General features: G+C 42.7%; 15 protein-coding genes. 12 read left to right on the forward strand and 3 right to left on the reverse strand.

Annotation, left to right across the window (positions count from 1 at the left end):
• Positions 1 to 126 precede the first annotated feature (126 nt).
• The 9 genes from AB3G73_RS04310 (at position 127) to AB3G73_RS04350 (ending at position 20,775) form a co-directional block, all read left to right on the forward strand.
• Positions 127 to 3,438 (forward strand): glycosyl hydrolase, encoded by a 3,312-nt coding sequence (locus AB3G73_RS04310; protein ID WP_367743086.1) that lies wholly within the window; start codon positions 127 to 129, stop codon positions 3,436 to 3,438.
• Positions 3,439 to 3,571: 133 nt separating this feature from the next.
• Positions 3,572 to 5,008: a sialate O-acetylesterase gene (locus AB3G73_RS04315; RefSeq protein WP_217723527.1), complete on the forward strand. Its 1,437-nt coding sequence runs from the start codon at positions 3,572 to 3,574 to the stop codon at positions 5,006 to 5,008.
• A 31-nt stretch (positions 5,009 to 5,039) separates the two neighbouring features.
• Positions 5,040 to 7,391, forward strand: coding sequence for a DUF5703 domain-containing protein (locus AB3G73_RS04320; protein ID WP_367745413.1), 2,352 nt, complete (start codon positions 5,040 to 5,042; stop codon positions 7,389 to 7,391).
• A gap of 180 nt (positions 7,392 to 7,571) precedes the next feature.
• Complete coding sequence (locus tag AB3G73_RS04325) at positions 7,572 to 10,226, forward strand: glycoside hydrolase family 2 TIM barrel-domain containing protein (protein WP_367743091.1); 2,655 nt, start codon at positions 7,572 to 7,574, stop codon at positions 10,224 to 10,226.
• A 169-nt stretch (positions 10,227 to 10,395) separates the two neighbouring features.
• The gene (locus AB3G73_RS04330) at positions 10,396 to 14,826 is read left to right on the forward strand and encodes a two-component regulator propeller domain-containing protein (protein ID WP_367743094.1); all 4,431 of its coding nucleotides are present in this window, start codon (positions 10,396 to 10,398) and stop codon (positions 14,824 to 14,826) included.
• Positions 14,827 to 14,883: 57 nt separating this feature from the next.
• Entirely contained in the window at positions 14,884 to 16,566 is a 1,683-nt protein-coding gene (locus tag AB3G73_RS04335) for a polysaccharide lyase (protein WP_234132137.1), read from the forward strand.
• A 30-nt stretch (positions 16,567 to 16,596) separates the two neighbouring features.
• Positions 16,597 to 19,713 (forward strand): DUF6298 domain-containing protein, encoded by a 3,117-nt coding sequence (locus AB3G73_RS04340; RefSeq protein WP_367745415.1) that lies wholly within the window; start codon positions 16,597 to 16,599, stop codon positions 19,711 to 19,713.
• 176 nt (positions 19,714 to 19,889) lie between these two features.
• Positions 19,890 to 20,441: an RNA polymerase sigma factor gene (locus AB3G73_RS04345; protein WP_167511858.1), complete on the forward strand. Its 552-nt coding sequence runs from the start codon at positions 19,890 to 19,892 to the stop codon at positions 20,439 to 20,441.
• 82 nt (positions 20,442 to 20,523) lie between these two features.
• On the forward strand, positions 20,524 to 20,775 hold the full coding sequence (locus AB3G73_RS04350; RefSeq protein WP_367743096.1) for a hypothetical protein: 252 nt from the start codon (positions 20,524 to 20,526) through the stop codon (positions 20,773 to 20,775).
• Between the two features lie 106 nt (positions 20,776 to 20,881).
• Here the strand turns inward: AB3G73_RS04350 and AB3G73_RS04355 are convergent, their stop codons facing one another.
• Positions 20,882 to 22,138 (reverse strand): MFS transporter, encoded by a 1,257-nt coding sequence (locus tag AB3G73_RS04355; protein ID WP_122137857.1) that lies wholly within the window; start codon positions 22,136 to 22,138, stop codon positions 20,882 to 20,884.
• Between the two features lie 77 nt (positions 22,139 to 22,215).
• On the opposite strand from AB3G73_RS04355, the gene AB3G73_RS04360 reads away from it, so the two are divergent.
• From AB3G73_RS04360 to AB3G73_RS04370, 3 genes are read left to right on the forward strand one after another with little or no spacing between them, the layout of a single operon-like run.
• The gene (locus AB3G73_RS04360) at positions 22,216 to 22,983 is read left to right on the forward strand and encodes a threonine/serine exporter family protein (protein ID WP_217723518.1); all 768 of its coding nucleotides are present in this window, start codon (positions 22,216 to 22,218) and stop codon (positions 22,981 to 22,983) included.
• A gap of 1 nt (position 22,984) precedes the next feature.
• Complete coding sequence (locus AB3G73_RS04365; RefSeq protein ID WP_004318282.1) at positions 22,985 to 23,470, forward strand: threonine/serine exporter family protein; 486 nt, start codon at positions 22,985 to 22,987, stop codon at positions 23,468 to 23,470.
• Between the two features lie 11 nt (positions 23,471 to 23,481).
• On the forward strand, positions 23,482 to 24,210 hold the full coding sequence (locus AB3G73_RS04370; RefSeq protein WP_148366723.1) for a DUF6064 family protein: 729 nt from the start codon (positions 23,482 to 23,484) through the stop codon (positions 24,208 to 24,210).
• Between the two features lie 83 nt (positions 24,211 to 24,293).
• Here the strand turns inward: AB3G73_RS04370 and AB3G73_RS04375 are convergent, their stop codons facing one another.
• Together AB3G73_RS04375 and AB3G73_RS04380 are read right to left on the reverse strand one after the other, a co-directional pair.
• Complete coding sequence (locus AB3G73_RS04375) at positions 24,294 to 25,103, reverse strand: SDR family oxidoreductase (RefSeq protein ID WP_367743112.1); 810 nt, start codon at positions 25,101 to 25,103, stop codon at positions 24,294 to 24,296.
• Between the two features lie 62 nt (positions 25,104 to 25,165).
• Complete coding sequence (locus tag AB3G73_RS04380) at positions 25,166 to 25,786, reverse strand: HAD family phosphatase (protein ID WP_195650115.1); 621 nt, start codon at positions 25,784 to 25,786, stop codon at positions 25,166 to 25,168.
• Between the last annotated feature and the right edge of the window lie 179 nt (positions 25,787 to 25,965).

Raw genomic sequence — 25,965 nt, forward strand, 5'->3', positions numbered from 1 at the left:
AATATTATATATTTTCAAAACGTTGGTTTTGTGTAAAACAGAGACAATAAGTCATGAATTTATAGTAATAGTGAGTACAAAACAGTCCTTTTTTCGTCTTCATTATAGAAAAAATATAGTATTGGAATGAAAAGCCGACTGAAGCAACAAATATTTGCATTCTCTTTATTGGCATGGACAGCTGTATGTCCTGTCGATGCACAACAAACACGCTCACTTCGCGACCAATTTCAGAATCCGTCTGACGAAGCGAAGCCTTGGACCTTTTGGTACTGGATGTATGGTGCTGTGTCCAAAGAAGGAATAACTGCCGATTTGGAAGCGATGAAACATGCAGGACTCGGAGGTACTTATCTGATGCCGATCAAAGGGGTTAGTGAAGGTACACAATATAACGGCAAGGCACAGCAGTTGACTCCTGAATGGTGGGAAATGGTGCGTTTCAGCATGGAGGAAGCCGACCGTTTAGGGTTGAAACTGGGAATGCATATTTGTGATGGTTTTGCATTGGCAGGAGGTCCCTGGATTACTCCGAAAGAATCAATGCAGAAAGTTGTTTGGAGCGATACAATCATTGATGGTGGAAAGCTCAATGCATTACGTCTGCCACAGCCGGAAGCTTATGAAAACTATTATGAAGATATTGCGCTATTTGCTTTGCCGGTAGAGGATGCGGCAGACGAAATGCCCGCAAAGATCACTTGCGTAAACTTAGCAACAGCGAACAATGTAAAATCTGCTCAAACAGTGAATATGGATGCGGCAGGCGTTATCCGTTCTTCGTATCCATGCTATATTCAATATGAATATAAACAGCCTTTTACCTGCCGGAATATAGAAATCGTTTTAAATGGCAATAATTATCAGGCACATCGCTTGAAAGTAATGGCAAGTGACGATGGCGTAAATTATCGTTTCGTGAAACAGCTAGTCCCTGCCCGTCAGGGATGGCAAAATACAGATGAAAATTCTACTCATAGTATTCCCGCAACTACAGCCCGTTATTTCCGTTTCTACTGGACACCCGAGGGGAGCGAACCGGGAAGTGAAGATATGGATGCCGCAAAATGGAAACCTAATCTGAAGATCAAACAACTGCACCTGCATCAGGAAGCCCGTTTGAATCAGTGGGAAGGAAAAACCGGACTGGTATGGCGTGTTGCTGAATCTACCAAAGAAGAGGAGATAGGAAAGGAGGACTGCTATTCACTTTCACAGGTTATTAATCTGACGGAACAATATAAGAATGCCCCGGCTAGTCATTCTAAAGAAAAAACAATCACAGCTGTTCTCCCTAAAGGTAAATGGAAATTGCTCCGCATGGGACATACAGCTACCGGACATACCAATGCAACAGCCGGTGGCGGAAAGGGCTTGGAATGTGATAAGTTCGATCCGAAAACGGTGCGAAAACAATTTGATAACTGGTTTGCACAAGCATTTGCAAAGACGAATCCGGAAGTAGCACGTCGTGTATTGAAATATATGCATGTAGATAGTTGGGAATGTGGAAGCCAGACCTGGAATCCAAATTTCGCTGCAGAATTTCAGAAACGTCGTGGTTATGACCTGATGCCTTATTTACCACTATTGGCAGGTATTCCTATGGAAAGTGCAGAACGAAGCGAAAAGATTCTGCGAGATGTCCGTACAACGATTGCCGAATTGGTGGTGGATGTATTCTATCAGGTATTGGCAGATTGTGCCAAAGAATATGATTGTCAGTTTTCAGCGGAGTGTGTAGCACCGACCATGGTAAGCGATGGCCTGCTGCATTACCAAAAGGTAGATCTTCCTATGGGAGAATTTTGGCTGAACAGCCCTACCCATGATAAACCGAATGATATGCTGGATGCTATCAGTGGGGCACATATCTACGGAAAGAACATCATTCAGGCTGAAGGATTCACCGAAGTACGCGGCACGTGGGACGAATATCCTGCTATGTTGAAAGCCTTGCTGGATCGTAATTACGCATTAGGAATCAATCGTCTTTTCTATCACGTATATGTACATAATCCCTGGCTGGATTGCAAACCTGGCATGACATTGGATGGCATCGGACTTTTCTTCCAACGCGATCAGACTTGGTGGGATAAAGGTGCAAAAGCATTTTCCGAATATGCTACCCGTTGTCAGGCATTATTGCAATATGGACATCCGGTGACAGATATTGCAGTATTTACAGGTGAAGAAATGCCAAGACGTTCGATATTGCCGGAACGATTGGTTCCGTCCCTTCCGGGAATTTTCGGTGCGGAACGTGTGGAAAGCGAACGCATTCGTTTGGCGAATGAGGGACAACCTTTGCGTGTGCGTCCGGTAGGTGTCACACATTCAGCCAATATGGCTGATCCCGAAAAATGGGTGAATCCACTTCGCGGATACGCTTATGATAGTTTTAATAAAGATGCGTTACTACGTCTGGCCAAAGTGGAAGACGGCAGAATGACACTGCCGGGTGGAGCCAGCTATAAAGCATTGGTAATTCCTCTTGCACGTCCGATGAATCCCGAACCTGTATTATCTTCGGAAGTGCAGAAGAAGATCAATGAATTAAAAGAAGCGGGTGTATTGATACCTTCTTTGCCTTATACAGCGGATGATTTCTCCGTATATGGGTTGGAACGTGACATGATTGTACCGGAAGATATTGCCTGGACACATCGTCGTGGTGAACTTGGCGAACTTTACTTTATCGCCAATCAAAGAGAAGAAACACGCACATTTACCGCAAGTATGCGTATCAACGATAGAAAACCGGAATGTTGGAATCCGGTGACGGGTGAAATAAACAGCCGTCCTTCTTACCGTATCAATGGAAATCGGACGGAAGTTACTCTCACATTGGCTCCTTATGAGTCCGTATTCATCGTATATCCTATGGAGGGAGCACATGAAGGTTATGGAGAGGACTCCTCAAGACTACAGAAAGAGAAAAAGGAGGTAGCCAAAGAGCCTTTAAATATAGCTCTGGAAGCAGAGGAATATATGATAACTTTTGCAGCTAACAAGAAAACGCTCACACGGAAAGAACTTTTCGACTGGAGCAAAGAGCCGGACGAACAGATACGTTATTATTCGGGGACAGCTACTTATAAGACGGCTTTCCGCTGGAAGAATAAACTGAAAAAAGGCCAACAGATTTACCTGAATTTGGGTACGGTTTGTAATTTAGCAACTGTCCGTGTGAATGGCGTAGACTGTGGTACCATTTGGACAGCTCCTTATCGTGCTGATATTACAACTGCTCTGAAAAAAGGAATCAATATACTTGAAATAGAGGTTACGAACACTTGGGCGAATGCCTTGAAAGGAGCTGATGAAGGAAAAGCACCATTTGAAGGCATTTGGACCAATGCAAAATACCGGAAACAGGAAAATAAACTACTTCCGGCAGGATTACTCGGCCCTTTGAGTTTTTCTGCCATAGAGTGAAAGTTTTTTAGGCACGGATTACGCGGATTACGCTGTTACTTTATGTAATACGATTCTTATAAACCGTGTAATCCGCGTAATCCGTGCCTAATTCATCATAATGTAGTACTTAAATGATAAAGATATACTTATAATGAAAAGTTCAATTATTAAAACAGGTACAATGTTGGCTAGCTTTCTGCTTGCGGCCGCCTGCCTGTCAACACACGCAGAAGTAAAACTGCCGGCTATTTTTTCTGATGGCATGGTGATGCAGCAACAGACAAATGCAAATCTTTGGGGAACTGCCACTCCCAACAAGAAAGTGACCATAACTACTAGCTGGAATGGAAAGCAATACGTGGCAGCTGCCGATAAGAACGGGGCATGGAAACTTTCGGTTTCTACTCCCAAAGCAGGAGGTCCTTACACTGTCACCTTTGATGATGGAAGTAAAAAAACACTGAATAACATATTGATAGGTGAATTGTGGCTATGTTCCGGACAGAGTAACATGGAAATGCCAATGAAAGGATTCAAGAATCAGCCAGTGGAGAATGCCAATATGGATATTCTTCACAGCAAGAATCCGAAAATTCGCTTGTTTACCGTAAAACGTACTTCTACATTGACTCCGCAGACCGATGTTATCGGTTCATGGAAAGAAGCAACTCCGGCCAACGTTCGTGATTTCAGTGCTACGGCTTATTATTTCGGGAGGTTAATCAATGAAATAGTAGAGGTTCCGGTAGGATTGGTAGTTGCAGCCTGGGGTGGATCGGCGTGCGAAGCATGGATGACCGCTGACTGGTTGAAAGCTTTTCCTGATGCAAAGATTCCTCAATCGGAAGCCGATATAAAATCAAAGAACCGTACTCCGACCGTACTGTACAACGGTATGTTGCATCCCCTTATCGGCATGACGATGAAAGGAGTGATTTGGTATCAGGGCGAAGATAATTGGAATCGGGCGCACACGTATGCGGATATGTTTACTGCATTGATAAATGGCTGGCGCGCTGAATGGAAACAGGGAGATTTTCCTTTTTACTATTGCCAAATAGCTCCGTATGATTATGGGATTATCACAGAAAAAGGTAAAGAAGTGATAAACTCCGCCTATCTTCGGGAGGCACAGGCAAAAGTAGAACATCGTGTACCCAACAGTGGCATGGCCGTATTACTGGATGCAGGTATGGAAAAAGGAATCCACCCGGCAAAAAAGCAAGTTGCCGGAGAACGTTTGGCACTTCTCGCCCTGACTAAAACTTACGGAGTGGAAGGCGTGAATGGCGAAAGTCCATACTATAAAAGCATTGAAATAAAGAATGATACAGTAGTCGTTAGCTTTGAACGTGCAAATATGTGGATTAGCGGCAAGAACTGTTTTGAGTCGAAAAACTTTCAGGTAGCCGGTGAAGATAAAGTATTTTATCCGGCTAAAGCATGGATAGAACGTAGCAAGATGCTGGTGAAAAGCGATAAAGTGCCGCACCCGGTAGCTGTTCGATATTGTTTTGAAAACTATGTGGAGGGAGATGTATATGGTGACGGATTGCCTTTAGGTTCTTTTCGTTCGGATGATTGGTAAACTGCTAATGAAATTATAAATTATGAATCATTTGCGTAGAGTTTTTGTTCTCTTATTCATATTTGTTGGCGTGTCGGCTCTATGGAGCCAACATGCCAATGTCATTTGGAATACTCCTAGCCGCAATTCTTCAGAATCCATGCCCTGTGGTGGCGGAGATATCGGGATGAATATATGGGTAGAAAAGGGTGACATTATGTTCTATGTGAGCCGTAGCGGCACATTCGACGAAAACAACTGTCTGCTAAAACAAGGACGCATACGTCTCCGTCTGTCACCCAATCCTTTTAAAGATACGAAAGATTTTCGTCAAGAATTGAAACTGAAGGACGGATATGTAGAAGTTGCAGCAGGAAACACGCAGATACAATTCTGGGTAGATGTTTTTCATCCGGTTATACACGTGGAGGTAACCAATACACAAGCGTTACAAACTGAAGTTTTTTATGAGAATTGGCGCTATCAGGAACGACCTGTCAGGAAAGGAGAGGGACAACAATGTTCTTACAAATGGGCTCCTCCGAAAGGTTCTGTGACAGCGGCTGACTTTATTTCTTTAGGCAAAACCAATCATTCTGCCAATCAACTCCTGTTCTACCATCGCAATCCGGAACAGACTGTTTTTGATGCTGTTGTGGCTCAACAGGGAATGGACGAGGTAAAATCCGAAATGATGAATCCCTTGAAAAATCAAACTTTCGGAGGAACCCTGTTCGGAGAAAACCTTGAATTTATAGGCACCACGGATGGCGTGTATGCCGGAACAGACTACCGCGCCTGGAAATTCCGTTCTTCCAAAGCGTCCAGAAAAGAACATTTCTGTATTGTATTGCATACAGCCCAAACAGAAACAATAGAACAGTGGGAGCAGGGACTGCAAACTGCTTTGCAAAGAATAGCCCCGCAAGGCAAAGTCTCATCGAAGATTCTCATACAGGATAAAAAGCAAACCCGTTCGTGGTGGAATGCTTTCTGGCAACGCAGCTTCATTGAAGCAGAGGGAGAAGCAAAAGAAATAACCAGAAACTACACTCTTTTCCGTTACATGCTGGGTTGTAATGCCTACGGTAGCGTACCAACTAAATTCAATGGCGGACTGTTCACTTTTGATCCTTGTTACATCGACGAAAAACAATCCTTTACTCCCGACTACCGGAAATGGGGAGGTGGTACAATGACAGCACAGAATCAACGCCTGGTTTATTGGCCGATGCTGAAAAGCGGGGACTTCGATATGATGCCTTCCCAGTTTGATTTCTATAACCGTATGTTGAAGAATGCTGAATGGAGGAGTCGTGTATATTGGCAACATGACGGAGCTTGCTTCTGCGAACAAATAGAAAATTTCGGTCTGCCCAATCCCGCAGAGTATGGTTTCAAACGGCCGGACTGGTTCGACAAAGGGCTGGAATATAATGCCTGGCTGGAATATGAATGGGATACGATTCTCGAATTCTGCCAGATGATACTGGAAACAAAGAACTATGCGAATGCTGATATCACCCCTTATTTGCCTTTGATTGAAAGTTCACTGACATTCTTCGACGAACATTATCGGCAACTTGCTTCCCGTCGGGGACGGAAGGCGCTGGATGGCAACGGACATCTGATTCTTTTTCCGGGTTCTGCCTGTGAGACATATAAAATGACCAATAATGCCAGCAGCACCATCGCAGCTCTAAAAACAGTATTGGAAACTTATGGAAAGAAAGAAGAGATGCTAAAGACAATTCCTCCGATTCCATTGCGGTACATAGAAATAAAAGATACGTTGAATCCTACTCTTGCTCCGGTTTTGAAGCGAACAATTTCGCCTGCTGTAAGTTGGGAACGAATTAACAATGTCGAAACGCCACAACTTTATCCAGTATTTCCATGGCGTATTTATGGAGTAGGAAAGGAGAATCTGGACATAGCACGCAATACCTATTTTTATGATTCGGATGCCATCAAATTCCGTTCGCATATCGGATGGAAACAGGACAATATTTGGGCGGCTTGCCTGGGAGTGACCCAAGAAGCGAAAAGGTTATCCCTTGCCAAACTCTCCAACGGACCGCACCGCTTCCCAGCCTTTTGGGGACCGGGCTATGACTGGACACCCGACCATAATTGGGGAGGCAGCGGCATGATAGGACTTCAGGAAATGTTATTGCAAACAAACGGAGAACAAATACTTCTTTTCCCCGCATGGCCGAAAGAATGGAATGTACATTTCAAACTGCATGCTCCTGGTGAAACAACAGTAGAAGCTACTCTGAAAGACGGGAAAGTAACAAACTTGAAAGTTCTACCTGAAAGTAGAAAGAAAGATATCATTATAATGATTGAAAATGAGTTTTTTTTCACCACAGAGGACGCAGAGGACACAGAGGCTTTTTAAACAGTAAATCTATCTGTCTAAGGGAACGTATAGTCTAAGAATTTACTCCCTTTGTGTACATATAGAGAGGAGATTCTTAGACAAGCAGAATGACAGAACCAATAATATATTACAAAAAAACTTTGTGTCCTCTGCGTCCTCTGTGGTGAAAACTCGAATGAAATATATAAATAAAGAACTATGAATAAAAGACCGTTTATCATCTTATCATCTTTTCTGTTACTGTTCTTAGGAATCGAAAAAGGACAGGCGACAGAAACTTACCGTCCTGAAACATCGGTTGCCGGATTTATCCAGCTTCCCGGTAGTGGGCGACAAGTTTATAATTTCAATCCGGGATGGCTATTTTTCAAAGGCGATGTCCGGGGAGCAGAAGCAGTAAACTTTGATGACCGTTCCTGGAAAGTAATTTCCACTCCCCATACGGTAGAATTAATGCCTGCCGAAGGAAGTGGATGCCGTAATTATCAGGGGCCAGCCTGGTATCGTAAACATTTTGTTCTCCCTGCCGAAACAAAAGGCCAACGGGTTGTTCTTCATTTTGAAGCAGCCATGGGTAAACAGATTCTTTATCTGAATGGCAAACGCATCCAGGAACATTTGGGAGGTTATCTACCTTTCACTCTGGATTTGACAGCCAATGGCGTACAAGCCGGAGACTCCTGCCTGCTTGCTGTTTTCACAGACAACAGTGATGACAAATCCTATCCCCCCGGAAAACGCCAATATACACTAGACTTCGCCTATCATGGCGGCATCTATCGTGATGTATGGATGATTGCCAAATCTCCGGTAGCTATCACCGATGCTATTGATTCACAAGCCGTTGGCGGTGGAGGCGTATTCGTGCATTTTGATAAGATCAGTGAAAAGAGTGCACAAGTATATGTAAATACGGAAATTCAGAATGAGGATGTGCGTACTGAATCGGTCACTGTAGAAACGACTTTGACAGATGCTGACGGAAAAGTAATCAAACACTGTTCCGGAAAGCTGTCTTTAAAACCGGGAGAGAAGAAATCCATCCAGCAACAGATGGAAGTGAAGAATCCAAAACTCTGGTCACCGGATACACCTTATTTATATAGAGTACAATCCCGTATTAAAAAAGGAAATAAATCTATGGATGGCGGCATTACCCGTGTCGGTATTCGCTTGGCAGAATTTCGTGGAAAAGACGGTTTCTGGCTGAATGGAAAACCTTTCGGTCAACTGGTAGGAGCAAATCGCCATCAGGATTTTGCCTATGTAGGCAATGCTTTACCGAACTCACAGCAATGGCGTGATGCCAAACGTCTGCGTGATGCCGGATGCACCATTATTCGTGTGGCGCATTATCCGCAAGATCCTGCCTTTATGGATGCTTGTGATGAACTCGGTCTGTTTGTGATTGTCGCTACTCCGGGATGGCAGTACTGGAACAAAGATCCGAAATTCGGTGAGTTGGTTCATCAGAATACCCGTGAAATGATTCGTCGCGACCGTAACCATCCTTCCGTACTAATGTGGGAACCTATATTGAATGAGACTCGCTATCCACTTGATTTTGCATTAAAGGCTCTTGAAATCACCAAAGAGGAATATCCTTATCCGGGACGTCCGGTAGCCGCTGCCGATGTTCATTCTGCAGGAGTGAAAGAACATTACGATGTTGTTTATGGCTGGCCGGGTGATGACGAAAAAGAAGACAGGCCGGAACAATGTATTTTCACCCGTGAATTTGGAGAGAATGTGGATGATTGGTATGCTCACAATAATAACAACCGTGCCAGCCGCAGTTGGGGAGAACGCCCGTTATTGGTACAGGCACTTTCACTGGCAAAGAGTTATGACGAGATGTATCGTACTACCGGTTTATTTATCGGTGGTGCGCAATGGCATCCGTTCGATCATCAGCGCGGTTATCATCCTGACCCTTACTGGGGTGGCATCTACGATGCTTTCCGTCAGAAGAAATATGCATACGAAATGTTCCGTAGCCAGTCGCTTGCCGGTCTTCAGCATCCATTGGCAGAATGTGGTCCGATGATATTCATTGCTCATGAAATGTCTCAGTTCTCCGATAAAGACGTGGCTATATTTACTAACTGTGATTCTGTGCGTCTTTCTATTTATGATGGAACGAAAACCTGGACGAAACCGGTAGTCCATGCCAAAGGACATATGCCGAATGCACCGGTTGTATTCGAAAATGTCTGGGATTTTTGGGAAGCACGCGGATATAGCTATACTCAAAAAAACTGGCAAAAAGTAAATATGGTGGCCGAAGGGATCATCAACGGAAAAGTAGTATGCACGCAAAAGAAAATGCCTTCCCGGCGTTCCACGAAACTACGCCTCTATGTAGATACTCAAAAAGTGAACCTGATAGCTGACGGCTCCGACTTTATCGTTGTTGTTGCCGAAGTAACCGATGATAGTGGAAATGTACGCCGTCTGGCAAAAGAGAACATTGTTTTCACCATAGAAGGTGAAGGAGAAATCATCGGAGATGCTGCTATCGGTGCCAATCCCCGTACAGTGGAATTCGGTTCTGCTCCCGTGTTGATCCGTTCCACCCGGAAAGCCGGAAAGATGAAAGTGAAAGCCCGTGTACAGTTTGAGGGAACCCAAGCTCCAACAGCGACTGAAATAGAACTGGAAAGCATTCCGGCAGAACTGCCTTTCTGTTATGAGGAATCCACTTACGAAGAACGCAGAACTGCATCGTCCGTTCCGGAAGTAAATTCTTTTAAAGAATCATCAGAAGGAAAAATACAACTGACAGAAGAAGAACGTCAACGGGTATTGGATGAGGTGGAACGCCAGCAAACTGAATTTGGGACAGAGAATTAGGCACGGATTACACGGATTTCATGGTTGCTTTATACATTAATATTTCCAAAAACTGTGAGATCCGTGTAATCTGTGCCTAACTTTATGGTATAAACGAATGATGATGATAAGCTTATATCAAAAAAAAGATTACCTTTGGGGTACGTTTTAATTCCAATTATAGCCACCAATGAGAAAACGAAATATTCTAATACTATTACTATCCATGATAGGCATTTATGCTTTTGCCTATCCGAATATGATTGTAGAACACTACACAGCCGAACGCGGGTTGCCCAATAATATCGTCAACTGCACTTTAAAGGGACAGGATGGGTTTATCTGGTTTGGCACATGGTATGGATTATGTAGTTTCGATGGAAGCAAATTCCGCTCCTATGATAATCATGACGGTTTTTATTCCACCGACATTCCACCACGTAAGATTCAGCGTATCGTGGAAGATAAAAATGGTTTTCTGTGGATTAAGACCATCGACCGCAAACTCTACCTGTTCGATAAAAGACACGAGAGTTTCCATGCTGTCTATGATGATGTAAAAGAATATTCGGAGAACATCCAGATTATTAAGATTCAGACAACCGAAGACGGGGATGTATTGTTGTTGACAAAAGATAAAAGTCTTTTGCGTGCATATACCGACAAGGAAGGTAAAATAACGATGAAGCAGTTGCACGATTCGCGTCCCAACGTGAATGTGTATGATATGCGTCTGAAACATAACGTATTCTGCGAAACTGCAGAATTTATCAATTGGATTGGTATGGATTATCAGATTTTGTCCCTCCGGAAAGGGGCGGCTCTGAAAGACAAGCCCGCTGACTTTATACAGAAAAAGGTATCTGCCAATCCGGATCAGTTTACTTGTGCCTCCTATAATTCTAAATTCTTATGGTTGGGAGATAAGAAAGGACACATTTATAGTATTGATCCTCAAAATGGAGTTGTCAACCGTTATGAGATACCGGAAATCAAACGCCCGATTTCTAATCTGCTGATAACAGAGTCCGGTCTGATGTACATCACTACTAACGAAGGAACGTACGAGTATAATATCGGTTACAAACAATTGACCAAACTTCCATTCACCATCCCCGAAAAGGACGGCGGAATCATATTTTATGATAAATATGATAAGGTATGGTTTCAGGAGGGTAATCAGGCATTGACCTATTATGATCCTCTGAATAGAAGCCACCACCGATTTACATTCCCCAATCAGAATGCCATCGGCAATTTTGAAATGCAGGATGCCGGTGAACAAGGTATGTTCTTCATGACCCCGGGAGGAGAAATTCTTCTATTCGACAGAGAAAAACTGGAAATGACCCGTATTAACCAATTAAAACCTTTCTCGGATGATCTTCCCAACCAGCTTTTTTTTCATCTTCTGTTGGACAAAGATGGAATCCTCTGGTTAGCATCTACAAGCAGCGGAGTATACAGACTTAATTTCCCCAAAAAGCAATTCCAACTGTTGACGGAAGTTTCTCCTTCTCCGCTAATACCCGAGAGATCAAACTCCTGGAATCAGGGGATACGTGCCCTCTTCCAGGCACAAAATGGCGATATCTGGGTAGGAACCCGTTGGCAGGCGTTGTACCGTCTGGATCGTAACGGACAAGTGAAACAGATCTTCTCGGATAAGAACTATCTATTGGGAACTGTATATCATATTATGGAAGACAAGGACGGTAATCTTTGGTTTTCCACCAAAGGAAATGGGCTTGTCAAAGCTGAACCAGATATGAATTCTCCGCACGGGTTGCGTTTTACCCGTTATATCAATGATCCCAAGAACCCGAATTCTATCAGTAACAACGATGTATACTTTACTTATCAGGACAGCCGGGGACGCATCTGGGTAGGACTATTAGGTGGAGGACTGAATTTGATTTCCGAAGAAAATGGAGCCATCACCTTCATCCATAAATACAATGGACTGAAACAATATCCTGCATACGGCCTTTATATGGAGGTACGTACCATGACGGAAGATGAAGACGGACGTATCTGGGTAGGAACTATGGATGGTTTGATGTCTTTCGACGGGCATTTTTCCACGCCCGAACAGATTCAGTTTGAAACGTACCGTCAAGTCAGTGAAAACTCGAATGTAGCGGATAACGATATTTATGTACTCTACAAAGATACTGATTCTCAAATCTGGGTGAGTGTGTTCGGAGGCGGTTTGAATAAACTGGTTCGTTATGACAAGGAAAAGAGGGAACCTATTTTCAAATCTTATGGTATCCGTGAAGGAATGAATAACGATGTAGTCAAGTCCATCGTAGAAGATAAAAACGGCAACTTGTGGTTTACAACGGAAATAGGTTTGTCTTGCTTCAACAAAGCTACCGAGCAGTTCCGCAATTACGACAAATACGACGGTTTCCTGAACGTGGAGTTGGAAGAGGGCAGTGCACTCCGAACATTGAATGGAGACTTGTGGATTGGCACTCGTCAGGGAATCCTGACATTCTCTCCTGACAAACTGGAAACACTGCATACAAATTATGACACACGTATTGTCGATTTTAAAGTATCCAATCGCGATTTGCGTAGTTTCCGCGAATGTCCGATCTTAAAAGAATCCATCACATACGCTAAAACAATCCGGCTGAACTATAATCAATCCATGTTCACGATTGAATTTGCGGCATTGAATTTCTATAATCAGAACCGGGTGTCATACCGTTATATACTTGAAGGTTATGAAAAAGAGTGGCATTATAACGGGAAGAATCGCATCGCTTCCTACACCAATGTGCCTCCCGGAGATTATACATTCCGTGTAGAAACAATGGATGAAGCCAATCCGGAACTTGTTTCCAACTGCACGCTGGCCGTCACCATTCTTCCCCCCTGGTGGTTAAGCTGGTGGGCAACTCTTATCTATGTGATCTTGGGTCTGGCAGCCCTCTATTTTAGTTTGCGTCTGGCTTTCTTCATGATTAAAATGAAGAACGATATTTATATCGAACAAAAAGTTTCGGAGATGAAAATCAAGTTCTTTACCAATATATCCCACGAATTGCGCACTCCTTTGACATTGATAAAAGGTCCGATACAAGAATTAAGGGAACGTGAAAAGCTGTCTCCGAAAGGATTGCAATATGTGGATTTGATGGAGAAGAACACCAATCAGATGCTGCAATTAGTGAATCAGATACTTGATTTCCGGAAGATTCAAAACGGGAAAATGCGTTTGCATGTGTCATTGATTGATTTTAATGAGATGATAGCCTCTTTCCAGAAAGAGTTCCGCGTGCTTTCCGAAGAAAATGAAATCAGTTTCACTTTCCAGTTACCGGATGAACCGATTATGGTATGGGCGGACAAGGAGAAATTGAGCATTGTGATCCGTAATATCATATCCAATGCATTCAAATTCACTCATTCCGGTGGAAGCATTTATATAACTACCGGATTGACAGACGACGGAAAATGTTGTTATGTACGGGTGGAAGATAACGGGGTAGGTATTCCACAAAATAAACTGACCGAGATTTTTGAACGCTTCTCACAAGGAGAGAATGCGAAAAACTCCTATTATCAGGGCACAGGTATCGGATTGGCACTTTCAAGGGAAATCGTTAATCTTCATCACGGACAGATTCGTGCTGAAAGTCCTGAAGGACAGGGGGCAGTGTTTATTGTGGAACTCCTGATGGATAAGGAGCATTATCGTCCGTCGGAAGTTGACTTTTATGTGGGAGGTACGGAAACAGTTCCCGTTTCTGTGGAACAGGAACCTGTTGCCAATGCCATATCCGAAGAAGATACAGAAGAAGAACCGGAAATTGATGCTTCATTACCGACCCTTTTGTTGGTTGAGGATAATAAGGACCTTTGCCAGTTGATAAAACTTCAGTTGGAAGATAAGTTCAATATCCATATTGCCAATAACGGAGTAGAAGGTTTAAAGAAAGTGCACCTGTATCATCCTGATATCGTAGTGACCGATCAAATGATGCCTGAAATGGACGGCCTTGAAATGTTGCAATCTATCCGCAAAGATTTCCAGATCAGCCATATTCCTGTTATTATCCTGACCGCGAAAAATGATGAAGGCGCCAAGACCAAAGCTATTACTTTAGGAGCAAATGCCTATATCACCAAACCTTTCAGCAAGGAATACCTGTTGGCACGTATCGACCAACTGCTTGCCGAACGGAAATTGTTCCGTGAACGAATCCGCCAGCAAATGGAAAACCAGACAACGACCGAAGAAGACAGCTACGAACAATATTTGGTAAAGAAAGACGTACAGTTCCTAGAAAAGATACATCAGGTCATTGAAGAAAATATGGACGACAGTGATTTTAATATTGACACCATAGCATCCGGTATCGGATTGAGTCGTTCGGCATTCTTCAAGAAACTAAAGAGTCTTACCGGTCTGGCCCCTGTAGATCTGGTAAAAGAGATTCGCTTGAATAAATCAGTCGAGCTGATTAAGAACACGGATTTAAGTGTTTCCGAGATTGCTTTTGCTGTCGGATTCAAGGATTCGGGATACTACAGCAAGTGTTTCCGGAAGAAATATAATCAAACCCCTCGCGAATACATGAATGAATGGCGGAAAGGAGAGAGATAACCGATTACAAAATGCTTTCTTAATCGTCCTTTTAGAAACCTATTAAGATTCGAAAGAATGAATAACATGAAGAAAGTATTATCAGCGTGGATGCTGGTTGCCTGTGTACTACCTGTGGCAGCCCAGTATCCTGTAATTCCGGACTCGGTAAAAGAAAGAGGAGCAAAACAAGAAGCGGAGTTCGAACGGAAATCCGATGCGGCATGGGAAAAAGCTTTGCCGACAGTTTTAGAAGAAGCAAAGAAAGGACGCCCTTATAAGCCATGGGCCTCCAAACCCGAAGATTTGATAAAGAGCAATATCCCAGCCTTCCCCGGTGCGGAAGGCGGAGGTATGTATACTCCCGGTGGACGTGGAGGAAAAGTGATTGTTGTCACTTCTCTGGAAGACTCCGGTCCCGGAACATTCCGCGAAGCCTGTGAAACAGGAGGTGCACGTATTATTGTATTTAATGTTTCGGGAGTGATCCGTCTGAAAAGCCCGATCAGTGTACGCGCCCCTTATGTAACCATTGCCGGACAAACAGCTCCCGGAGATGGTATCTGTATCACCGGACAATCTTTCCTGATCGATACACACGATGTCGTGATTCGTCATATGCGCTTCCGTCGCGGTGCGCAGGACGTGGCTTTCCGCGATGATGCGGTAGGAGGGAATGCAGTAGGAAATATCATGGTAGACCATTGCTCCGCCAGTTGGGGATTGGATGAAAATATGTCTATCTACCGTCATGTATATAACAGAGGGGCAGACGGACACGGTCTGAAACTTCCGACAGTAAACATTACCATTCAAAATTCTATTTTCTCTGAAGCACTGGATACATACAACCATGCTTTTGGTGCAACCATCGGTGGTCATAACAGTATGTTCTGCCGGAATCTCTTTGCTTCCAACATCAGCCGGAACAGTTCGGTGGGTATGGACGGTGATTTTAACTTCGTCAATAATGTTGTATTCAACTGGTGGAATCGTTCTGTAGACGGAGGTGACCACAACAGCTTCTACAACATGATAAACAATTATTTTAAACCCGGCCCCATCACTCCGCTAGGTAAACCGATCTCTTATCGTATTCTCAAACCGGAAGCGGGACGTGACAAAAGCAGACCTCTCTCATTCGGAAAAGCTTATGTAAACGGGAATATTATTCATGGCAATGCCAAGGTCACAAAAGATAACTGGGACGGAGGCGTACAACTGAAAGAAGATGTGGATGCCACAAAGTTCCTGCCCTTAATTAAATCGGACGAAGCTTTCAAAATGCCTCCGGTTACTGTGATGGATACCAAAAAAGCTTATAACTTTGTATTGGATAATGTAGGAGCTACTTTCCCCAAACGGGACGCTGTGGATGCCCGTGTTATAAAGACTGTGCAAACAGGAAAAGCCATTTATGTGAAAGATGCACCGGAGTTTGTCTCTCCTTATGTGAAAAGACGGTTACCGGCTGATTCTTATAAGCAGGGTATCATTACAGACATTCGTCAGGTAGGCGGACTTCCCGAATATAAAGGAGAAGCAGTAGTAGACTCGGACGGTGACGGCATGCCGGATGCCTGGGAAATAGCTAACGGTCTGAATCCGAATGACCCGACCGACGCAACTATGGACTGCAATGGTGACGGATATACCAATATTGAAAAATATATCAATGGTATAGACACTAAAAAGAAAGTGGACTGGACAGATTTGAAGAACAATTACGATACATTGTCTAAACGGAAAAGTCTGTTATAAGCAGATGAAAAAAGATTAAAGATGATTGGACTGAATATACAAGTAAGAACGATCCTTCTGGGATTATTGAGCATTGGGTTGGTGCAAAGTTATGCGCAAACCTTTGCTTTACAGGTTAAGAATGACCAAATCACTTACCTGAATGATGATCGGGGAAACCGTATTCTCGATTTCTCTACATGCGGATATAAATCCTCCGAACAGGATATTCCTTCTGTCCGCAATGTTGTGTTTGTCCCCTGGAAAGCAGGAGATAACACTGTACGTATTCAACGTGCCATTGATTATGTAGCCTCGCTGTCTCCTGATGCTTCCGGTTTTCGTGGAGCGGTTTTGCTCGATCAGGGGGAATTTGCCCTATCCGGCAGTATTCGTATCTCCACCTCCGGAATTGTATTGCGGGGAACGAATAAAGAAAAAACAATACTGCTGAAGAAAGGCGTAGACAGAGGTGCCCTTATTTATATGGAAGGAATAGATGACCTGAATGTACAAGACACTTTGCAGGTACTTTCCAACTATGTTCCGGTAAACACACGAACATTGGAAGTGGCTTCAGGCATTTCTTTGAAAAAAGGAGATCGTGTAATGGTTGCCCGTCCCTCCGGCAAGGAGTGGATTGCCTCTTTGGGTTGTGACATCTTTGGAGGAGGTATCAGTGCGTTAGGATGGAAAGAAGGAGATATGGATCTGACCTGGGACAGAACAGTCAGTGAAGTAAATGGCAACCGGATAACATTGGATGCTCCGCTGACCGTAGCTCTGGATGCTAAATATGGTGCTTCTTCTCTATTGACTTATCAATGGAACGGACGTATCTACGATTGTGGAGTAGAGAATATGACACTGATCTCTGATTACGACAAGCGTTATCCTAAAGATGAAGATCATTGCTGGACAGGTATTTCCATTGAGAATGCGGAAAACTGTTGGGTAAGACAACTCAATTTCAAACATTTTGCAGGAAGTGCCGTGATTGTTCAGCGTACAGGTTCCAAAATCACTGTCGAAGACTGTATCTCAAGAGAACCTGTTTCAGAAATCGGAGGAATGCGTCGTTGCACTTTCCACACACTGGGACAACAAACTTTATTTCAACGTTGTTACTCGGAACGAGGTATTCATGACTTTGCTGCCGGATATTGTGCAGCCGGCCCCAACGCTTTTGTACAATGTGATTCATACGAATCTTTAGGATTCAGCGGCTCTATCGATGCATGGGCATGTGGACTGTTGTTCGATGTAGTAAATATCGACGGTCATAACCTGACTTTTAAGAATTTGGGACAAGATAAAAATGGAGCCGGTTGGAATACGGCAAACAGCTTGTTCTGGCAATGTACCGCAGCAGAAATCGAATGTTATGCTCCGGCAAAGGATGCGATGAACCGTGCATACGGCTGTTGGGCGCAGTTCTCCGGTGACGGTGAATGGGAACAATCCAACAATCACGTACAACCTCGCAGTATCTTTTATGCCCAATTGGAAGAACGATTGAATAAAGAATGTGCAGAACGTGCACGTATCTTGCCTAGAAATACAAGTGCAACCAGTAGCCCTACAGTTGAAGTGGCTATGGAACTGGCTAAAGAGGCTTATCATCCACGGTTAACGTTGGAACATTGGATAGACGATCATAAGTTTGCTCCTTCGGTGGAGTCAGCCGGAGTAAAATCAGTTGATGACATTAAAGAGAAGAGGGGAGCCTCATTAGCTGCAAATTCTTCTACTATCCAATCACACACTCAACCGGAAGTAACTATAACTAACGGACGTATCCAAATGGATGGTATTTTATTGGTTGGAAACAGTCATACCACCCCTTGGTGGAATGGAAAGCTCAAAACCAATTATCTAAAAAAGGCAAGTCCGGCCATTACCCGCTTTGTTCCGGGACGCGAGGGACTGGGATTGACAGACCGCATTGATTCTGTTATCAATTTTATGAAACAGAAAAACATACTTGTTTTCGATCAGAACTATGGTCTTTGGTATGACCGCCGTCGCGATGACCACGAACGGATTCGCCGTCGGGATGGTGATGTATGGGGACCTTTCTATGAGCAGCCATTCGGACGCAGCGGTCAGGAAACAGCGTGGGAAGGATTGAGCAAATATGATTTGAAACGTCCCAATACATGGTACTGGAGTCGTTTAAAAGAGTTTGCGGAGAAGGGAAATAAAGACGGACTGCTTTTGTTTCATGAGAACTATTTCCAACACAACATTCTGGAAGCCGGTGCACATTGGGTAGATTCTCCGTGGAGAAGCAGCAATAACATCAATCAGACCGGATTTCCTGAACCTGCTCCATTTGCCGGTGACAAACGAATCTTTGTAGCGGATATGTTCTATGACGTCAGCCATCCTGTTCGTCGTGAATTGCACAGGCAATATATACGTCAATGCCTGAATAACTTCGCAGACAATTCGAATGTAATTCAGTTGACAAGTGCTGAATTTACAGGACCGTTGCACTTCGTACAGTTCTGGTTGGATGTGATAGCCGAATGGGAGACTGAAACCGGAAAGAAAGCCAAAGTGGCATTAAGTACCACGAAAGATGTGCAGGATGCTATCCTTGCAGACCCCAAACGCGCTGCCATAGTAGATATCATTGATATCCGTTACTGGCATTATAAGACGGATGGGATCTTTGCACCGGAAGGTGGAAAGAATATGGCACCGCGTCAGCACATGCGTAAGATGAAAGTAGGAAAGGTCACTTTCAATGAAGCATATAAAGCTGTCTATGAGTATCGACAGAAATTTCCCCAGAAGGCAGTGACATTTTACGCACAGAATTATCCGGCTATGGGATGGGCTGTATTCATGGCTGGTGGTTCATGTCCTGTAATTCCATGCACAGATAAGGCATTCCTGAAGGATGCAGCAGCCATGGAAGTGGAAGAAACGAATACGGATGAATACAAGAAAATGGTAAAATCTGATATTGGAAGTATCATTTATTCCAAGTCCGGAACAGAAATTCCTGCTCAATTATCGTCCGGAAAGTATGCATTAAAGTACATACACCCTGCTTCCGGAAAGATTGAAACAATAAATAAATCATTGAAAATAAATGGATTGTACAATCTAAAGGTGCCTGATAAAAAAGAAGGCATTTATTGGTTCCATAAGCTATAAAACAGAAAATCCCGTTGAAGAGTCTTCAGCGGGATTTTTGGTTTTTATAGGTAAATTCTAGTAAAAGAGTGTTATAAAACATGATACTTGTTTTTTCAATCCACAAACCAGATTTTACCTAAGGTTGCGGTCGATACTGCTTAGTTTTGCAACATCAAATCAATCGAATTAATGCTATGATGGAACAGACTAATCATTCAACCGAAACTTTACTCGCTTCTTTTCAAGCGGGAAACATGGCAGCTTTTTCACAGCTGTATAATTTGCACATCAATGTCCTTTTTAATTACGGATTGAAGTTGACCACTGATAAAGAGTTGCTGAAAGATTGTATTCATGACATTTTCGTGAAACTCTATACAAAGAAAGATGAATTAGGCACCATTGATAATTTGAGATCATACTTATTCATCTCATTAAAGAATAAACTTTGTGATGAACTTCGCAAACGTATGTATATGTCTGATACGGCAGTAGAGGAAGTTAGCGTGGCTACTCCTACAGATGTAGAAGATGATTATATGGAAGAAGAGCAGCGCAAGAATGAATTTTCATTGGTTAGACGTCTGCTGGATCAATTATCTCCCCGCCAGCGTGAAGCGCTTACCTTATATTATATAGAAGAAAAGAAATACGAGGATATTTGTGAGATTATGAATATGAATTATCAGTCTGTACGCAACTTGATGCATCGCGGACTGACAAAGTTGCGTACTCTGGCAAGTTAATTTTAGTAAAAAGATAAACTGGTTGAGTACATATACAGGATAACGTCGTCCTATTTATGTAAACGCTTAAAAAGGATGCGATATGTGCTCAAAGGTAAAAGTTTTTTTGACGGATGATGATTTTATCAACTATGTGCTGGGTGTAACTCCACAATCAGCTTCCCAATGGGAAACTTATTTCAGAGAGCACCCGGAAGAGATGGCAGATGCAGAAGAAGCTAAAGCCGTGTTATTGGCTCCGGCAAATGTAGTCTGCGACTTCTCAATAGTTGAAAATAACGAATTAAAAGATAGGATTATTAGTAGTATAAAAGATTTTTCGGGTATTTTGTAGATAGGTTAGATAGTTAGATAAAGTGTTAGGTTAGTTAAGGCATTAAAAGATTGACGCAGTCTTTCACAGGAAGTTTAATTTTAAACACTGTGAAAGACTGTGTTTTTTATTTATCCTGTTCAGGCTTTCCTGTGGATTCCTGAATATCGAAAGCGCTGCTGAAGCTGACAATTAATACAATGCATCCACCCAATATGCCAATAATCATATAAGCAATACGAATATCGAATGCTTGTGAAATGGCACCGATAAGGAGAGGAGCAATCAGCGAACCTATAAAACTGATACTTGACAGGATGGTAAGTGCAATGCTGACCGGTGTTTTCGATTTGGCTCCTACGAAGCTATACAAAGTAGGTACAATGCAAGATATTCCCAAACCGACCAGCATAAAACCCAATGAATTGATGATGACTTTCATAGCCATAGATTCAAAAACACCTCCTAACAAGGCAGAGATAAAAAAGCCGATACAAATAAAGCTACCCGCCAGTTGCAAGACTTTCTTCTTTCCCCAAAGCTGATAAGCGTAGTTAGTCAAAAAACGCCCTGTTGCCATCATAATCATGAACACAAGAAAACCGATCTGCAACGATTTAGGTACGTGAACTACTGATTCGAAATAAACGGCACTCCAATCGAACATCGCACTTTCTACAATCAGTGCAAACAGCCCGACAAGTCCTAGCTGCAAAAGCAACATTTCCGGTTTTTGAAACAATAACCGGAAGCCATTGGGGGCTTTGGCCATACTTCTTTCCTTCGTTTCAAAAACCTCCACTTGCTGCGGTGCGCTCTCCTGCAAATAGTTTCGTCCGGAAAGCACTATTATAAAGATGACAATGAATATAAGTGTATAGTGCCAGATAGGGGAGACTCCTGCCAGAATCATCACAAAACCGATAAGTGCCCCGGCACATGCTCCTAAGCTCCATCCTCCATGAAAAGTTGCCATAATGGTTTTACCATACAGGCGTTCCACTTCAATCCCTTGTGTATTGAATGATATATCGCACAAATTCCAAAACACACCGAAACAAAATAGTAAAAAGCCCAGCAGATAGACTTCATGAGCCAGTCCGATGCAAAGCAAGGAAGAAGCATATCCCAGAATACTGACCTGTACCATACTCCGGCTTCCCAACTTCGAAACAAGATAGCCCGCCAAAGGTATCGCCACAAATTTTCCTACAGGAATCATAAACAAGATCAATCCCCAATAAAAGGCATAATTTGCAGCAAAAACATCTTTGAAATCAGGAATCCGGCTAGCCCAACTTGCCATACAAAGTCCTTGAGCAAAGAAAAAAGTCAATATGGCAAAACGTATTCTCTCTTTGGGATGCGTAAATTGGTTATTCATGCATTTTTTATTTTTAATCGCGGCAAAGGTATCTATTTTTTTTGTACTTTTGCGCCCGATTAAAAAATATCATATTCATGAAGACAGGCGAATCTTTATTATCCATAGGTAAATTTATTGCAGAATATTCAGCCCATTTAATGGGAGCCGGAGTACACACCTCGCGGGTAGTACGCAATACAAAGCGTATCGGAGAGGCTTTCGGGTTAGATGTAAAATTAAGCGTATTTCATAGAAATATCATTCTGACTATTATAGACAAAGACACAAACGAGGCTTGTAATGAGGTTATAGACATTCCTGCACACCCGATCAGTTTTGAGCATAATTCAGAGTTAAGTGCCTTGAGCTGGGAAGCAGTAGACCATCATTTGTCATTGGAGGAATTGAAAGATAGATATAAAAAGATTATTTCTGCTCCGCGGATACACCCTCTTTTCGTTTTATTATTAGTAGGATTTGCCAATGCGTCTTTCTGTAAATTGTTCGGTGGTGATTTAATTTCCATGGGAATTGTATTTTCTGCTACTATTACAGGATTCTACCTGAAACAACAAATGCAGATGAAGAAGATCAACCATTACGTCGTATTTATTGTCTCGGCTTTTGTTGCTTCCCTGTGTGCTTCCACCGCGCTGATTTTCGATACAACCTCGGAGATCGCAATGGCAACCAGCGTACTTTATCTTGTGCCTGGTGTTCCTTTGATTAATGGCGTGATTGATGTAGTAGAAGGATACGTGTTAACAGGATTTGCCCGTCTGACAGAAGCTTCTTTGTTAATTGTCAGCATCGCTATCGGACTTTCCTTCACATTATTAATGGTAAAAAACAGTTTAATTTGATATGATAGCACTTGACATTCTTACTGATGGATTTTTTGCAGCAGTAGCAGGTATAGGATTTGGTGCGATTTCCGATCCTCCTTTGCGTGCATTCAAGATGATTGCTATACTGGCAGCATTGGGGCACGCTTGTCGTTTTTGTTTAATGACTTATTTAGGTGTGGATATTGCCACAGGTTCTTTGTTTGCCGGATTAGTGATCGGCTTCGGCAGTTTGTGGCTGGGGAAAAAAGTATATTGCCCGATGACAGTACTTTACATTCCGGCATTGCTTCCCATGATTCCGGGTAAGTTTGCCTACAACATGGTATTTTCACTCATCATGTGCCTGCAGAATGTGAATGATCCGGATAAGCTGGACAAGTTCATGTCAATGTTCTTCTCTAACACTCTGATAGCAAGTACAGTGATTTTCATGTTGGCAGTAGGAGCTACTTTCCCGATGTTCCTGTTCCCACATAGGGCCTTTTCATTAACAAGACATTAAAAACTACTTTTATGGAGATTTTTTGGAGAACAATTGCATATTATAATTCAGCTACCTGGCTTTTACAGATAGTTATTATCCTGATTGGTATTGCATTGACCGGATTGCTTATCGGTAAACCACGCCCGTGGGTGAAAATGGCGATGAAGTTCTATATGATAGGTCTTTATACATGGATTTCTGTGGTCTACTATTATATCTATTGTGAAGAGCGCAGTTATAATGGGGTGATGGCAATGTTCTGGGGCGTTATGGCTGTCATTTGGGTATGGGATGCAATCACAGGATATACGACCTTCGAGCGTACCCACAAATATGATCTATTGTCTTACGTCTTGTTGGCAATGCCTTTTATATATCCTCTGGTTTCACTGGCACGCGGACTCTCGTTCCCGGAAATGACTTCTCCGGTAATGCCTTGTTCGGTAGTTGTGTTTACCATCGGATTATTACTGCTGTTTGCACAAAAAGTCAATATGTTTCTGGTATTGTTCCTTTGCCACTGGTCATTGATCGGATTATCCAAAACTTATTTCTTCCAGATTCCGGAAGATTTCCTGTTGGCAAGTGCCACAATCCCCGGATTGTATCTTTTCTTCAGAGAATATTTCCTGAACAATCTGCATGCCGACACCAAGCCGAAAGCCAAATATATCAATTGGCTATTGATAAGCGTTTGCGTCGGACTGGCTGTGCTGCTGACTACTACCATGTTTTTAGAATTAGTTCCGAAGAATTGATCCGGAACACATAGAAGATATTCAAATCAAAAAAGTCTTTCTAGCTTTAATGGCTATGAAAGACTTTTTGCATTATATCACATTTACTTAATTGCGTAAAATATCCGCAGAGCATACTGCATCACCGCATCAGGCAACCACTTTTTACTCTTTGCAAACAACACCTGTATCCAGGGACCTACTTTCGTTCGGAAAGGAGGATTTGTACGCTCCACTATTTTACAGATTGCAGCAGCCAACTTCTGTGGATGGCATCCATTACGTTCCTCTTTTTCTATGATCTCCAATGATTTCCGGAAGCTTTCTCCATAATCGGCATCCAGTCTTGTCTGTTCGGAAATATTCCGGTTATCAGTAAATCCAGTGTTGAAGTCTCCCGGTTCTACCACGCAAACCTTTATATTGAACGGATGAACCTCTAAAGCCAATGCTTCGCTATATCCTTCCACCGCAAATTTGGAAGCAGAATAAAATCCCTGATAAGGGATGCCCATTACACCACCAATAGAGCTGATATTGATGATCTTCCCTTTTCGGTTTTTACGCATGACAGGCAATACCTCCCGGCACATATTCACTACACCAAAGAAATTGGTATTCATCTGTATGTTTACTTCCTCTTCCGTAGCAAGTTCTAATGCACCGCCAATACCCATCCCGGCATTATTAATCAGTACGTCAATCCGTCCCTGTTCCGATAGAATCCTATCAACAGCTTGGCGGATAGAAAGTGAATTGGTAACATCGACAACCAGCATTTTCACCTCATTCATGTCTTCGGAAAGTTTCCGACTTGTTCCATAAACAATGTGCCCTTGTTCTGATAACATTTGAGCGGTAATCTTTCCAAATCCGGAAGATGCTCCGGTTATAAGTATAACTTGTGGTTGCATATAACTTGTATTTCCGACAAATATAAAGAGAATAACCGAATGTTTTGTTTTAACCAATAAGGTTATTTCTCTAAAATAGCAGTCATTTTCTCCCGCCAATCTTCACCATTTTTCGGCTGGAAAGTTTCAAATCCCAGTTCTTTGCCGATTTGGATATTCGAGGCGCCGTCATCCACAAATAAAGTTTCAGAAGGAATGATATTGCAATCGTTCACCATATAATCGAATATTTCCGGTGCAGGTTTTGTATGACCGACCTGATAAGACAGATATAGTTTGTCACAGTAATCATTCAACGGCTTTTTCCTTAACGAGAAATCAGGGCTGCATGCCCATGACATAACGAAAGGATTGGTATTACTTAAAATATACACATGATATGACTTTCTCAATTCCAATATATAATCGAGTTTATTTAGATTCACTTCATTGAAAAAGCCCAGCCATGCCTGTTTGGTTTCCTCCATCGTCAATGGACGACCACATAAATCCCCCAGTTGTTTCCGAAACTCATCCGCACTTAGCTTACCTTCTTCCAGTTCTTGAAAGATGCCGGTCTGGTGATATTTATCCAGACGAGTGTCGGCATCTGCCAGTCCCAGTTTGATAAATGCCTGAACAGCTTTGTCGCGGTCAATATCTACAATCACCCCTCCAAAATCAAATACAATGTTTTTAATCATGATATATAATTTTTTTGTTTGCTACAAAGATACGGCTTATCTTCTTAATTAGCAGTGCACAATGGCTTGATATTTGTCAAAAAAACATGGTGACGCTATCCTTGCCAAATAGTGTCACTATCACACCCGGATAGCGTAGCTATAAGGAGCGGATAGCGTCACTATACTTTTTGTATGAC

Origin of the sequence: Bacteroides sp. L008, from assembly GCF_040812255.1 — a bacterium.
Classification (GTDB): domain Bacteria; phylum Bacteroidota; class Bacteroidia; order Bacteroidales; family Bacteroidaceae; genus Bacteroides; species Bacteroides vicugnae.

What these genes read in the sequence shown, in the direction of transcription:
- AB3G73_RS04310 (WP_367743086.1), top strand. Translation starts at nt 127, where the DNA reads ATGAAAAGCCGACTGAAGCAACAAATATTTGCATTCTCTTTATTGGCA.
- AB3G73_RS04315 (WP_217723527.1), top strand. Translation starts at nt 3,572, where the DNA reads ATGAAAAGTTCAATTATTAAAACAGGTACAATGTTGGCTAGCTTTCTG.
- AB3G73_RS04325 (WP_367743091.1), top strand. Translation starts at nt 7,572, where the DNA reads ATGAATAAAAGACCGTTTATCATCTTATCATCTTTTCTGTTACTGTTC.
- AB3G73_RS04330 (WP_367743094.1), top strand. Translation starts at nt 10,396, where the DNA reads ATGAGAAAACGAAATATTCTAATACTATTACTATCCATGATAGGCATT.
- AB3G73_RS04335 (WP_234132137.1), top strand. Translation starts at nt 14,884, where the DNA reads ATGAATAACATGAAGAAAGTATTATCAGCGTGGATGCTGGTTGCCTGT.
- AB3G73_RS04345 (WP_167511858.1), top strand. Translation starts at nt 19,890, where the DNA reads ATGATGGAACAGACTAATCATTCAACCGAAACTTTACTCGCTTCTTTT.
- AB3G73_RS04350 (WP_367743096.1), top strand. Translation starts at nt 20,524, where the DNA reads ATGTGCTCAAAGGTAAAAGTTTTTTTGACGGATGATGATTTTATCAAC.
- AB3G73_RS04355 (WP_122137857.1), bottom strand. Translation starts at nt 22,138, where the DNA reads ATGAATAACCAATTTACGCATCCCAAAGAGAGAATACGTTTTGCCATA.
- AB3G73_RS04360 (WP_217723518.1), top strand. Translation starts at nt 22,216, where the DNA reads ATGAAGACAGGCGAATCTTTATTATCCATAGGTAAATTTATTGCAGAA.
- AB3G73_RS04365 (WP_004318282.1), top strand. Translation starts at nt 22,985, where the DNA reads ATGATAGCACTTGACATTCTTACTGATGGATTTTTTGCAGCAGTAGCA.
- AB3G73_RS04370 (WP_148366723.1), top strand. Translation starts at nt 23,482, where the DNA reads ATGGAGATTTTTTGGAGAACAATTGCATATTATAATTCAGCTACCTGG.
- AB3G73_RS04375 (WP_367743112.1), bottom strand. Translation starts at nt 25,103, where the DNA reads ATGCAACCACAAGTTATACTTATAACCGGAGCATCTTCCGGATTTGGA.
- AB3G73_RS04380 (WP_195650115.1), bottom strand. Translation starts at nt 25,786, where the DNA reads ATGATTAAAAACATTGTATTTGATTTTGGAGGGGTGATTGTAGATATT.